Below are 13,656 nucleotides of genomic sequence, written 5' to 3' on the forward strand. Positions count from 1 at the left end.
TGGGGAATGACAGACCCTGCGCGAACGGCTAACTTTGACGAAGTGTTGACGTTTCTCGAAGCGCTCAAGCGCGTCCTGGTCGGGCGGCCGTTTGAGACGGAAAGCCTGAAGCAGCAGCCGTTGAAGCGGTTCTCTGGCCTCGGCAAGCTGAGCTCAAATGCGCTGTCGTCTGTCGCCTATGCGCCCGATGAGATTTTGTTGACGCTGGCGATCGCTGGCCTGAGCGCCATTCACTTTTCGCCCTACATCGGCATCGCCGTCATGGTGGTCATGTTTGTGATCATCGCGTCCTACCGCCAGTCCATTCGCGCCTATCCGCGTGGCGGCGGGGACTACATCATCGCCAGCACCAATCTCGGCCCGCGAGCCGGCACGACGGCGGCCGCTGCCCTGCTCATCGACTTCGTCCTCACGGTGGCCGTTTCGATGTCGGCGGCGGCACACTACCTCGTGGCGGCCCTCCCGGCCCTGCAAGGCCACCGGGGTGAGATCGCCGCGTGGGGCGTCGCCTTGCTGGCCTTCGTGAGCTTGCGCGGTTTCGGTCGTTCCCGGTGGACTCAAGTGCTACCGACGTACCTGTTCATTGCCGGCATCCTGACCATGCTGATTGTCGGCTCGCTCTTGGCCGCCACGGGGCAGCTGGGGTTGGCCCCCAGCGCCTCCTTCACCGTGGCACCCGAGGCGCAATTTGAGGAGGGGCTGACGGGCTTCTTTGGAGCCTTGCTCCTGCTGCGGGCCTTCTCCACTGGATCTGCGGCGCTGACCGGCATCGAAGCGCCGTCGAGCTCGGTTCACGAGATGGCCCGGCCCCGCGCCAAGACGGCCGCCTCCGTCCTCGTCTGGCTCGGGATCCTCGCGGCGGTCCTGACGCTGGGCACGCTGTTTCTGGCTGAGACAACGGGCGTTCGCCTGGTCGAATACCCGCACGAGGCGCTGCGGCTCGACGGCGGCCCGATCCCGGAGGACTACTTCCAGATTCCCGTGCTGGGACAGCTCGCGATGGCCGTCTTTGGCCCCGCAAGCTTGGGCTACGCGTTGATTCTGGTCCTGACGATCTGGGTGCTGTGGACGGCGGGTTCGACCGCCTTTAAGTCTTTCCCCTTTCTCGCCTCGCTGCTGGCCACGGACGGCTACCTGCCGCGCCAGCTGCGCACGCGAGGTGACCGTCTTGGCTATAGCAATGGCATCCTGGCCCTCGCCATCGCCGCCATTGTCCTCGTCCTCCTGTTCGACGCCCACCTGCCGGGCCTGATTCAGATGTATGTGGTCGGCGTCTTCGTGGCGTTCACGCTGAGTCAGGCGGGGATGCTCAAGCACTGGAAGCGCAAGTATGTGCAGACTCCGAGCCGACCGGCGCGGGCTAAGATCGTGCGTTCGCGGTTGCTGAACCTCGTGGGCTTCGTGCTCACCGCGGCCGTCCTCGTGGTCGTCTTGGTGACCAAGTTTGTCCACGGAGCGTGGCTGGCCCTCGTCGCGATCGTCTTGCTCTACCTGATCATGTATTCCCTCCATCGACACTACGAGGCGGTGGATCGGGAACTGGCCGTGGATCCGGAGACCAAGACGAAGGCCCTGCCGGCCCGGGTGCACGCGATCATTCTGGTCTCCTCGGTCCGCAAGCCGGTCCTGCGGGCGCTGGCCTTCGCGCGGGCCAGCCGGCCCTCCAAGCTGGATGCGATCGTCGTCGATACGGACGAGGAACGCACCGCCCAGGCCGTGCAGAAGTGGCAGGACCTCGGCATTCCCGTTCCCTTGACCGTCTTGGCCTCGCCGTACCGCGAGGTGGCGCCGCCCCTACTGGACTACATCAAGGGCATCAAGCGTGATGCTCCGCGTGACCTCGTGGTCGTGTACGTCCCCGAGTACGTGGTGGGACGCTGGTGGGAGCAGCTGGTGCACAATCAAACGGCCCTGCGGATCAAGGCGCGCCTCCACTTTGAGCCTGGGGTGGTGGTGGCCTCCGTGCCGTGGCAGCTGTCCGAGAGCACGCATAGCCGCGCCATCTTCGAGGACGATTTCGGCGCCAGCGACGCAGCGGGCCCCGCAGCCGACCCGCCTCAACACACCGAATCGACGGACGGAAAAGCTTCGTGACCAGCACCCTTGACGCCCCCGTAGTAGAGCTCACGGTCGGCCCCGTCGCGCACGGCGGGCACTTCGTCGCCCGTCACGAGGGGCGAGTGATCTTCGTCCGGCATGGCCTGCCGGGGGAGCGGGTGCGGGTCCGCGTCACGGAGCACGACGACGGCGCCCGATTCTGGCGTGGTGACGTGGCCGAGGTGCTCGAGGCCAGTGCGGACCGCCGCGAGCACGTCTGGGACCAAGCGGACGCCTTAGCCGCGGCGCGAGCGGGCGTGGAACCCCTCGGCGGTGCCGAGTTCGGGCACATCGATCTGGCCGCTCAGCGGCAGTTGAAATCCGACGTCGTCTGCGAACAGCTGCAACGCTTGGGTCAGATCGACGCGCTCGAGCGCGGATTTGCCGGCGTGGAGGCAGCACCGGGGGAGAACTCGCGGGGGATCGAATGGCGGACCCGCATGGCCTTTGCCGTGACGGAGCAGGGCAAGCTGGCGATGCACCCGCACCGTTCGGAAGCACTGGTGCCGCTGACCAATATGCCGCTTGCGAGCGCCGAGATCCAACGCCTGCAGCCGTGGGCAGCGAACTTCTCTGGGTTCGAGCGCGTGGAAATCGCCGCCCCGGCGGGGTCGGGCGAGGCGCTGATCCTCCTCGTGCCGCGGCCCGGCCTCCGCGGCCCGGCCGAGCAGGCAGCGGCCCGAGCCGTCGCTGAACAGTTCTCGCAGCAGGCCTCCCTCGGCCTCCTGACCCAGGAAACCGGCGCAGCGGCCGACGGTAGCGGTTCCTTGCAGCGCGTAGCGGGGCGCACGTGGCTCACCGAGCGGGTGAGCCTGCCTGACGGCGGCGTGCACGCCTACCGCGTCACGGGCGAGGGGTTTTGGCAGATTCACCGGGCCGCACCCGCAGCACTGACCGAGGCCGTCCTGAACTACCTTGATCCGCAGCCGGGAGAGCGGATCGCCGATCTCTACGCGGGCGCCGGGCTCTTCACGGTGCCGGTGGCCGAGGCTGTCGGAGAACGGGGCCTCGTGCTGTCGATCGAGGGGGCGCCCGGCACCAGCCGGGACGCCAGGCGCAACGTCCACTCCTACCCGCAAGCGATCATCGCGCAGGGGCGGGTGGAGAAAACCCTGCGCACGGAGACCACGCGGTGGGGGCATGCGGGGTCCGCGGAGGGGCAGCAGCGGCGCGGCCGGCAGGCGGGCCAGACGGGGCGACTTGACGCCGTCGTGCTGGATCCGCCACGCGCGGGAGCAGGCCGCGCTGGCGTCGACCAAATCGCGCGCACGCAGGCACGCCGGATCGCCTATGTCTCCTGTGATCCCGCCTCATTCGCCCGTGATGCCGCGGATTTCGAGCGCAGGGGCTATCGGCTCGAGGCGGTGCGGGCGCTCGACCTCTACCCGAACACTCACCACGTGGAGACGATCGGGCGGTTCGTGCGGGTGTAACTGGGGCAGCTTGCCGGCGCGATTGTGGATAGGATGGCAGAAGCTCTGCCGCGATCCATCCGTCTTGTGTTGGTTAGGGTTTCCTAACTGGCGCCAGATAGTGCGTGCAATAAAGATGAAAATCTGGCGAGAGGAGTCCCAGTGAGCAATGTGGACAGTTTTGGAGCCAAGGGCGTTCTTGACGTCAGTGGCAAGGAATATGAGATTTACCGGCTGAATGCCGTCGAGGGCGCCGAAAGCCTTCCCTACAGCCTGAAGGTTCTGCTGGAGAACCTGCTGCGCACCGAAGATGGTGCCAACATCACGGCGGACCACGTCCGCGCGTTGGGTGGTTGGGATCAGGACGCCCAGCCCAACACCGAAATCCAGTTCACCCCGGCCCGCGTCATCATGCAGGACTTCACGGGCGTGCCCTGCGTGGTGGACCTCGCCACCATGCGTGAGGCCGTCAAGGAACTCGGCGGCGACGCCTCCCGCGTGAACCCGCTGGCGCCGGCCGAGATGGTCATTGACCACTCGGTGCAGATCGACGCCTTCGGCAATGCCGGTGCGCTCGAGCGCAATATGGAGATTGAGTACGAGCGCAACGGCGAGCGTTACCAGTTCCTGCGCTGGGGCCAGACCGCGTTCGACGACTTCAAGGTCGTGCCCCCGGGCACGGGCATCGTGCACCAGGTCAACATCGAGTACCTGGCGCGCACCGTGATGACCCGCGAGGTCGACGGCGTGCTGCGCGCCTACCCGGACACCTGCGTTGGCACCGACTCCCACACCACCATGGTCAACGGCCTGGGCGTGCTGGGCTGGGGCGTGGGCGGCATCGAGGCCGAGGCAGCGATGCTGGGCCAGCCGGTCTCCATGCTCATCCCGCGCGTGGTGGGCTTCAAGCTGGCTGGTTCCATCCCGGCCGGTGCGACCGCGACGGACGTGGTGCTCACCATCACCGAGATGCTCCGCGATCACGGTGTCGTGGGCAAGTTCGTCGAGTTCTACGGTGAGGGTGTGGCCGAGGTGCCGTTGGCCAACCGCGCCACGATCGGCAACATGTCCCCGGAGTTCGGCTCCACGGCCGCGATGTTCCCGATCGACGACGTCACGCTCGACTACCTGCGCCTGACCGGCCGCTCCGAGGAGAACATTGCTCTCGTCGAGGCGTACGCCAAGGAGCAGGGCATGTGGCATGACCCGTCCCGTGAGCTACGTTTCTCCGAGTACCTCGAGTTGGACCTGTCCACCGTGGTGCCGTCCATCGCTGGACCGAAGCGACCGCAGGACCGTATCGAGCTGACCAGCGCCAAGGACCAGTTCCGCAAGGACATCCTCAACTACACCGCCGAGGGCGCTGCGGACGAGCTCAACGTTGGCCGTCCGTCCACCTCGGTGGACGTCACGATGGAGGATGGGCGCGAGTTCGCGATCGATCACGGATTGGTCTCGATCGCTTCGATCACGTCCTGCACCAACACCTCCAACCCGTCGGTCATGCTGGCCGCGGCCTTGCTGGCCCGGAACGCCGTGGAGAAGGGCCTGACGTCGAAGCCGTGGGTCAAGACCTCGGTGGCTCCGGGCTCGAAGGTCGTCACCGACTACTACGAGAAGTCCGGCCTGACCCCGTTCCTCGAGAAGCTGGGCTTCTTCATCGTCGGCTACGGCTGCACCACCTGCATCGGCAACTCCGGCCCGCTCGAGCCGGAGATTTCCAAGGCGATCCAGGACAACGACCTGGCCGCGACCTCGGTGCTTTCCGGTAACCGAAACTTCGAGGGCCGCATTAACCCGGACGTGAAGATGAACTACCTGGCGTCGCCGCCGCTGGTCATCGCCTACGCGCTGGCCGGCTCGATGGACTTCGACTTCGAAGCCGACGCACTGGGCCAGGATGCTGACGGCAACGACGTCTTCCTGCGCGACATCTGGCCGAAGCCGACGGAGGTCGAGGAGACCATCGCCGCGTCGATCGACGAGGGCATGTTCGCCAAGGGGTACGACGGCGTCTTCGACGGCGACGACCGCTGGAAGCAGCTGGATACCCCGGCCGGCGACACCTTCGCGTGGGCCGAGGATTCCACCTACGTGCGCAAGCCCCCGTACTTCGAGGGCATGCAGGCCACCCCGGAGCCCGTCTCCGACATCTCCGGTGCTCGCGTGCTGCTGAAGCTCGGCGACTCGGTCACCACGGACCACATCTCGCCGGCCGGTTCCTTCAAGTCGGACACCCCGGCGGGGCGTTACCTGCTGGAGAACGGCGTGGACCGCAAGGACTTCAACTCCTACGGCTCCCGCCGCGGCAACCATGAGGTCATGATCCGCGGTACGTTCGCGAACATCCGCATCAAGAACCAGCTGCTGGACGGCGTCGAGGGCGGCTTTACCCGTGACTTCACGGTCGACGGAGCACCCCAGGCCTACGTCTACGACGCCGCGCAGAACTACAAGGCTGCCGGCACCCCGCTGGTCGTCTTGGGCGGCAAGGAGTACGGCTCCGGCTCGTCGCGCGACTGGGCTGCCAAGGGCACCGCGCTGCTCGGCGTGAAGGCCGTCATCACCGAGTCCTTCGAGCGCATCCACCGCTCGAACCTCATTGGTATGGGCGTGCTGCCGCTGCAGTTCCCGGCCGGTGAGTCCGCGGATTCGTTGGGCCTGGACGGCACGGAGTCGTTCGACATCGCTGGCATCACCGAGCTCAACGAGGGCACGACCCCCAAGACGCTCGCGGTGACCGCCACGAAGGAAGACGGGTCGACCATCGACTTCGACGCCGTGGTGCGCATCGACACCCCGGGCGAGGCCGATTACTACCGCAACGGCGGCATTCTGCAGTACGTGCTGCGGCAGATCTCCGCTAACTAATCGGCGGCGCGTGCGCCGCAACGAAGAGACGCCAGGGCGGGCCAGAGGAATTCTGGCCCGCCCTGGCGCGTCTCGGGGCTGGCGCGTCTCGGCGTCGGGCCAGCACGAGTGCGTGGTGCGCAGGAGTAGGGGGCGCGCAGGAGCAGAGGCGCGGGATGGCCTGTGCCGCTCAGGCGGCTAGGATTGGACGATGAAGACCGCGGCGAATGCCGCGGAACGTGCCGAGGGGGAGAGGAATCCGAGTGTCACTGCTGGAGTCCATTGGTGAACCACGCGATCTGCGCGCTCTCGATGAGGAGCAGATGCGGGACCTCGCTGCCGAGATCCGCCGCTTCCTCGTGGCTAACGTCGCCCGCACGGGCGGGCACCTCGGCCCCAATCTCGGCGTGGTGGAGCTGACCCTGGGCTTGCACCGCGTCTTCGATTCGCCGCGGGATTCGCTCGTTTTCGACACGGGCCACCAGTCCTATGTGCACAAGCTGGTGACCGGGCGGCAAAACTTTGACACGCTCCGCCAGGAAAGCGGCCTAGCGGGCTACCCGGACCGCGCCGAGTCGAAGCACGACATCGTCGAGTCTTCCCACGCGTCTAGCTCCCTCTCGTGGGCCGACGGAATTTCCCGCGCGCGGGTCCTCACCGGTGAAGGGGACCGCTACGTGGTCGCCGTCGTCGGTGACGGTGCCCTGACCGGCGGCATGGCATGGGAAGCCGTGAACAACATCGCCGCGGACAAGGACCGAAAAGTCGTGATTGTGGTCAACGACAACGGCCGCTCCTACGCACCGACCATCGGCGGACTCGCCAACCACCTGGGTCAGCTGCGCCAGAAGACCATCGACAAGGTGCGGACGCTCCCGGTGTACGAGGACACCCTCGACGCCGTGAAGCACCGCCTCCAGAACGGCGGGACGGTCGGCCGTTTTGCCTATAAATCGCTCCACGCGGCAAAGAAGGGCATTAAGGACTGGTGGGCTCCGCAGGGCCTGTTCGAGGACCTAGGGCTCAAGTACATCGGCCCCATCGATGGCCATGATCAGGCCGTCGTCGAGGAGGCCCTCGCCCAGGCGAAGGCTTACGAGGGTCCCGTCATTGTCCACGCCCTGACCGAGAAGGGGCGCGGCTACGCTCCCGCCCGCGCTCACGAGGCGGACCAGTTTCACGCCGTGGGCGTCATTGACCCGACGACGGGTGAACCGCTCGCCGCCGGTGGTGCCGCCTCGTGGACCAGCGTTTTCGGCGAAGAGATTGCCGCGATCGCGGACGAGCGCGCGGACATCGTCGGCATTACCGGCGCCATGCTTATCCCCGTCGGCCTGAAAACCATGGCGGAGCGCCATCCGGACCGCGTCATCGACGTGGGGATCGCAGAACAGCACGCCCTGACCAGCGCTGCGGGGCTCGCCTTTGGCGGATTGCACCCGGTGGTCGCGATCTACGCGACCTTCTTGAACCGGGCGTACGACCAACTGTTGATGGATGTTGCTCTGCACCGGGCCGGTGTCACGGTGGTCCTTGACCGGGCGGGCGTGACGGGGCCGGACGGCCCCAGCCACCACGGCATGTGGGATTTGTCCCTGCTCCAGTCGGTCCCCGGCATCCACATTGCGGCGCCGCGGGATGCCGAGACGCTCCGCGAGGAGTTGCGAGAGGCCGTGGCCGTGGACGATGCGCCGACGGTGGTCCGCTTCTCCAAGGGAACGGTGGGGGAGCCGATTCAGGCCCTCGAGCGTTTGGCGGACGGCGTGGATGTCCTGGCGCGGCGCGGCACGGCGAAGCCGGACGCGCGCGAGGGCCGTGACGAGCGGGACGTCCTCTTGGTCGGCGTCGGGACGATGGCCGCCACCGCGCTGGAGGTCTCCGAACGGCTCGAGGCCCAAGGGATCAGCTCGACCGTGGTGGACCCGCGCTGGGCGCTTCCCGTGCCCGGTTCCATCGTCTCGATGGCGGCTCGGCACCGCTTAGTGGTGTCCATTGAGGACGGTGTCCGTGCCGGGGGCGTCGGTGCGAGGATCCGGCAGGAGATGCGAGCCGCGGGCGTGGACACGGCCCTGAACGAGGTCGGCCTGCCGGTCGAGTTCCTCGCCCACGGCAGCCGCGCGCAGGTGCTCGAGCGCGCGGGTGTCACGGCCCGGCAGATCGCCCAAGACACGCTGGCCCAAGTGCTCGGCACTAAAGTCCCGTTCGCCCGTCCGCTGGCGGGTCAGGAACTGCCTACCGGCCAGCTGCCGCAGCTCTGATGCGCCGCGCCGTGTCCATGCCGACGCCCTTTCCGGCCGATGTGCGCGCCGCGCCCGAGGGCATCCATCCCGGTGACCTCGTGGTCGCTCGCGCGTGGAAGTTCGACGCGGGCCCGCACTGGGTCGTTCCGGGAACGTACCTCGGCGCGGATCGCACCGGGCACTGGATTTTCCAGCCGGGCGGGGCCTTCGTCGCCCGTCCGGGAGCGGCGTTCTTTGCCGAGTCGGACGCGGTGTGCCTGATCCCGCACCGAGGAGCCGGCGCTGACGTTGAGACGGACCAGTGGGTGGCCACCTTTTACGACGCGAGCCATCCGGGGGACTTCAGGGTCTACATCGACGTCTCCACGCACATCGGCTGGCGTCCGCTGGCCCCGCACGGTTGGGAGGTCCACTCGGTCGACATGGATCTCGACGTCGTGCGCTCGACGACGCGCGGGGTCTATCTCGACGACGAGGACGAGTTTGAGCAGCACCGCATCGACTATGGGTACCCCGCCGAGCTGACAGCACTATTGCGTGCCGGAGCGGAGGAACTGGTCGCCGCCGTGAGCGAGGGGCGCGGCGTTTTCGCTGCCGTAGAGGACGGCACTTCCCGCACCGCGCTGGACTGGCTGAACGCGGCGCGGCGGGCTGCGTCGTCGTCCGCGAAGCCAGAAGATGACGGGCGGCGCCCAGCCGCCTCAGCACCCACCACTTAAGGAGACACCATGGCGATCAGCCGGCTCTTCCGCCGCGCGGCGGACGGCAGCCTCGATTTTCGCGAGGCGTGGTACGAGGAGTACGACGACGATGCGGGCACGGGACAGTTCGTGATCAATCACGGCGCCGTGGGCAACCTGTCCACCACCCAGGACGTTAAGGACGTGGATCAGGAAACCGGCGCCGGGCTGCTCGCTGCGTTCGAGGCCCAGTGCGCCGAGGATGGTTACGCGGACCTGCCGGAGACCGAACAGTTTTGGGCGATCGCCCAGTGGCCCGTCAAGACGGAGGGCGCCTACGCGGAGCGCCTGAAGGAGACGGCCTTGACCGTGCTGACGGGGCACTTGGCGTGGCGCGGGCTCGGCACGCTCGAGGACGCCACCTACGGCACAGGGACGCTCAACCTGCACGTGCTCACGCCGGACCCCAAGAAGGTGGTCACCGCCATCAAGACGGCTGTCCGGGAAAACAATCTGGACTTGTCCAAACTGCGCATCGCCGTGGCCCCGTTTGGGCAGAAGGACGCGCTCAAGCAGAAGCACCCGACGCCGCCGAAACCGTTCACGCTGGACTAGTCGCCGGCCGCTGGCCAGGTCCTTCCCGAGCCTGCGCCGAAGGGGCCCGATTCACCCTGTGAATCGGGCCCCTTCGGGCGTCGACGAGGCAGTCCGCCCCGCGCCGGACTTAGTCCGTTCCGGTGTCAAACGAGGCGCGCTCCAGAGCCTCATCCGCGGCGACGTCGTCCGCCGTGACCTGGGTGCCGCCGGTAATGGCCTCGGCGCCGCCAGCCTCCATGTCGCCAATCAGCTCGCCCGTGGCGCCGCCGACCAGGCCGGACGTGGTGTACTGCTCCAAGCGGGTGCGGGAATCGGCGATATCCAGGTTGCGCATGGTGAGTTGGCCAATGCGGTCGATGGGACCGAACGCCGCGTCCCCAACGCGCTCCATCGAGAGCTTCTCCGGGTGGTAGCTCAGCGCCGGGCCTTCCGTGTTGAGGATGGTGTAGTCGTCGCCGCGGCGCAGGCGCAGGGTGACGGTGCCGGTGACCGCGGAGCCGACCCAGCGCTGGATCGATTCGCGCAGCATGAGGGACTGCGGGTCCAGCCAGCGGCCCTCATACATCAGGCGTCCCAAGCGGCGGCCCTGCTCGTGGTAGGTGGCGACCGTGTCCTCGTTGTGGATGGCGTTGAGCAGGCGCTCGTAGGCGATGTGCAGCAGCGCCATGCCCGGTGCCTCGTAGATACCGCGGGACTTTGCCTCGATGATGCGGTTCTCGATCTGGTCGGTCATGCCGAGGCCGTGACGCCCGCCAATGGTGTTGGCCTCGAGGACCAGTGCGACGGCGTCGGTGAACTCGGTGCCGTTGATGGCCACCGGGCGGCCGGACTCGAACCGGATGGAGACGTCTTCGGCGGGGATCTGGACCGACTCGTCCCAGAACTTCACGCCCATGATGGGTTCCACGGTCTCAAGGGAGGTATCCAAGAATTCCAGCGTCTTGGCCTCGTGGGTCGCGCCCCAAATGTTGGCGTCGGTGGAGTAGGCCTTCTCAGCGGAGTCACGGTACGGGAAGCCGTGCTCCGTCATCCACTCGCTCATCTCTTGGCGGCCGCCGAGCTCGTGGACGAACTGCGGGTCCAGCCACGGCTTGTAGATCCGCAGGTTGGGGTGGGCCATCAGGCCGTAGCGGTAAAACCGCTCGATGTCGTTGCCCTTGTAGGTGGAGCCGTCGCCCCAGACGTCGACGCCGTCCTCGCGCATCGCGCGCACCAGCAGGGTGCCGGTGACGGCTCGGCCCAGCGGGGTGGTGTTGAAGTACGGTTTGCCGCCAGTGCGAATGTGGAATGCACCGCAGGCGAGGGCCACGAGGCCCTCCTCGACGAGCAACGGCTTGCAGTCGACCATGCGCGACTTCTCGGCACCGTACTCCAGCGCGCGGCTGGGAATCGAGGCGATATTCGACTCGTCATACTGGCCAAGATCGCCCGTGTACGTGTACGGGACGGCGCCCTTGTCGCGCATCCAGGCCACAGCGACGGAGGTATCGAGGCCACCGGAGAAGGCGATGCCGACGTTTTCGCCGACCGGGAGGGAGGTGAGGACTTTAGACATGCTCTCGATCCTAAAGCGTTGACGCGCCAAAAACAATTTTTATGCGCGACTGTGAATGACTATGCATAAACGGTGGGGTGCGAGTGGCACGCACGGGACAATACGGCGCGGCGGCAGCGGCAGCGATAGGCTGACGACGACGTCGTACGACCCAGAGAAATCGAGGAAAAACTCATGGAACATCGTCGTTTGGGACGCTCCGGACTGGCCGTCTCCGTCGTCGGGTTGGGCTGCAACAACCTCGGGCGCAGCGGCGCGGCAACGTCCACGCAGGAAGGGACCGACGCCGTCGTCCACGCCGCGCTGGACGCCGGCGTGACGCTGTTCGACACGGCCGATAGCTACGGCGCCGAGCCGGGCCTCTCCGAGCGGCGCCTGGGTGCAGCGCTCGGCTCGCGGCGCGAGGAGGTGGTGGTCGCCACCAAGTTTGGGATGGACGTGGCCGGCGCCAACGGGGCCGATGGGGGTGCCCGGGGCTCGCGACGGTACGTCACCCAAGCCATCGACGCCTCGCTGCGACGCCTCGGGACGGACTACATCGACCTCTACCAGTTTCATACCCCGGACGCGCAGACGCCCATCGAGGAAACGCTCGACGCTCTCGATGACGCGGTGCGCGCTGGCAAGGTGCGCTACATCGGTCATTCCAATCGGGCCGGTTGGCAGATCGCTGAGGCCGAGTTCACGGCTCGGATGCGCGGGACCAGCCGCTTTATTTCCAGCCAATCGCACTACAACCTCCTCGACCGCCGCGCGGAGCTCGAGGTGCTGCCGGCGGCCGAGGCCTTCGGGCTCGGCGTGCTGCCCTACTTTCCGCTGGCCTCCGGACTGCTCACGGGCAAGTACTCGGGCGGGCAAGCGCCGGCGGGCAGCCGGCTCGAAAACCGTCAGGACAAGCTCGCCTCCACGGACTGGGACCAGATCGAGCGGTTCGCCTCCTTCGCCGCAGCGCGCGGAATCAGCCCCACCGTGGTCGCCTTCTCGTGGCTGGCCTCGCGGCCGGCCGTGACCAGTGTGATTGCGGGCGCGACGACGCCGGAGCAGGTCACGCACAACGCCGCAGCTCTGACGTGGACACCGACCGCCGAGGACCTCGCTGAGCTGGAGGAGATCTTCCCTGCGCCTGAGAAGATCGCGCCGTTTTGACCGGACCTCACGCCCCGCTCAGCCTGCTGATCGACAACGACACGGGGATTGATGACGCGCTGGCGCTGGCCTACCTCGCCGCGTGCGATCACGTGGACATCGTGGCCGTCACCGCGACGCCGGGCAACGTCGACGCTGACCAAGTCGCGGCCAATAATCGGGCGCTGCTGCGGCTCTGTGGGCGCGAGGACGTGCCGGTGCGCATCGGAGCCCGCGCCCCGCTGGTTGCGGATCTGGTGACGACGCCGGAGACGCATGGGCCGCAGGGAGTCGGCTATGCCGAGCTTCCCGCCGCCGCGTTCCCGGGCGGACCAGGCAGCGTGGTGGGGGACGACGCCGTCGCCCACTGGGTCGAGGCCGCCCGGGCCCGGCCCGGCGAGCTGACCGCGCTCCTGACCGCGCCGCTCACCAATTTCGCGCTGGCCCTGCGCGCAGAACCCCGCCTGCCGTGGCTGCTGAAGTCCGTGGTCATCATGGGTGGCGCCTTCTACTACCCGGGCAATACGACCCCGACGGCCGAGTGGAATACGCACGTGGATCCTCACGCCTTCAAGGAGGTCTTCGCCGCCTACGAGGAGGCAGCTCAGGCGGGGCTGCCGGACGAGCAGCTGCCGATCCTGTGCTCTCTCGAGGCGACGGAGCGGTATGAGCTGCGGCCAGACCTCGTCGGCCGCCTGGCGTCGTCGTCCGGTGCCGAGCCAGAACGGGTCCACGAGGACGACGCCGCCGGCGCGCGCAGTACCTCCTCCAACCCGTTGATCCGCTACTTGTCCGACGCCCTCCGGTTCTACTTCGAGTTTCACCGGGCGTACGACCAAGGTTTCATCGCTCACGTGCACGACTACTTCGCCGCCGGAGTCGCCGCGGGGACACTGGAGTACCGCACGCGTGCGGCGACCGTCGACGTCGAAACCGAGGCACCGTTGCTCTACGGCACCACGGTGGCCGACTTTCGCGGATTGTGGCAGCGCCCCGCCAACGCCCGCGTCGTGACATGGAATGACCCCGAGGCGGGCTTCGCAGAACTTGTGGAGCGAGTGGGCCACTTCGCGCGGCGGTATCGGAACGGCTAGAATCGG

Annotated in this window: 9 protein-coding genes; 8 read left to right on the forward strand and 1 reads right to left on the reverse strand. The window is 67.4% G+C overall.

Annotated features, from left to right (window positions below):
* The first annotated feature begins 42 nt into the window (after window positions 1-42).
* The 6 genes from IW252_RS12430 (at window position 43) to IW252_RS12455 (ending at window position 9,894) form a co-directional block, all read left to right on the forward strand.
* Window positions 43-2,094, forward strand: coding sequence for an APC family permease (locus IW252_RS12430; protein WP_196836847.1), 2,052 nt, complete (start codon window positions 43-45; stop codon window positions 2,092-2,094).
* Entirely contained in the window at window positions 2,091-3,530 is a 1,440-nt protein-coding gene (locus tag IW252_RS13760; RefSeq protein WP_196836848.1) for a class I SAM-dependent RNA methyltransferase, read from the forward strand. The genes IW252_RS12430 and IW252_RS13760 overlap by 4 nt, the downstream gene beginning before the upstream one ends.
* Window positions 3,531-3,671: 141 nt before the next feature.
* Window positions 3,672-6,380, forward strand: coding sequence for an aconitate hydratase AcnA (gene acnA / locus IW252_RS12440; RefSeq protein WP_196836849.1), 2,709 nt, complete (start codon window positions 3,672-3,674; stop codon window positions 6,378-6,380).
* A gap of 206 nt (window positions 6,381-6,586) precedes the next feature.
* Window positions 6,587-8,617, forward strand: a complete 2,031-nt coding sequence (gene dxs, locus IW252_RS12445) for a 1-deoxy-D-xylulose-5-phosphate synthase (RefSeq protein ID WP_231366008.1) — start codon at window positions 6,587-6,589, stop codon at window positions 8,615-8,617.
* A gap of 17 nt (window positions 8,618-8,634) precedes the next feature.
* Complete coding sequence (locus tag IW252_RS12450; RefSeq protein ID WP_196836851.1) at window positions 8,635-9,318, forward strand: DUF402 domain-containing protein; 684 nt, start codon at window positions 8,635-8,637, stop codon at window positions 9,316-9,318.
* A 9-nt stretch (window positions 9,319-9,327) separates the two neighbouring features.
* Window positions 9,328-9,894 (forward strand): hypothetical protein, encoded by a 567-nt coding sequence (locus tag IW252_RS12455; RefSeq protein WP_196836852.1) that lies wholly within the window; start codon window positions 9,328-9,330, stop codon window positions 9,892-9,894.
* 109 nt (window positions 9,895-10,003) lie between these two features.
* Here the strand turns inward: IW252_RS12455 and argG are convergent, their stop codons facing one another.
* Window positions 10,004-11,431: an argininosuccinate synthase gene (gene argG, locus IW252_RS12460; RefSeq protein ID WP_196836853.1), complete on the reverse strand. Its 1,428-nt coding sequence runs from the start codon at window positions 11,429-11,431 to the stop codon at window positions 10,004-10,006.
* 174 nt (window positions 11,432-11,605) lie between these two features.
* Between argG and IW252_RS12465 the strand changes: the two genes are divergently transcribed.
* Complete coding sequence (locus IW252_RS12465; RefSeq protein ID WP_196836854.1) at window positions 11,606-12,577, forward strand: aldo/keto reductase; 972 nt, start codon at window positions 11,606-11,608, stop codon at window positions 12,575-12,577.
* Window positions 12,574-13,650 (forward strand): nucleoside hydrolase, encoded by a 1,077-nt coding sequence (locus tag IW252_RS12470; RefSeq protein ID WP_196836855.1) that lies wholly within the window; start codon window positions 12,574-12,576, stop codon window positions 13,648-13,650. The genes IW252_RS12465 and IW252_RS12470 overlap by 4 nt, the downstream gene beginning before the upstream one ends.
* Window positions 13,651-13,656 lie beyond the last annotated feature (6 nt).

The sequence above is a fragment of the Zhihengliuella flava genome, from assembly GCF_015751895.1.
In the GTDB taxonomy this organism is placed as follows: Bacteria; Actinomycetota; Actinomycetes; order Actinomycetales; family Micrococcaceae; genus Zhihengliuella; species Zhihengliuella flava.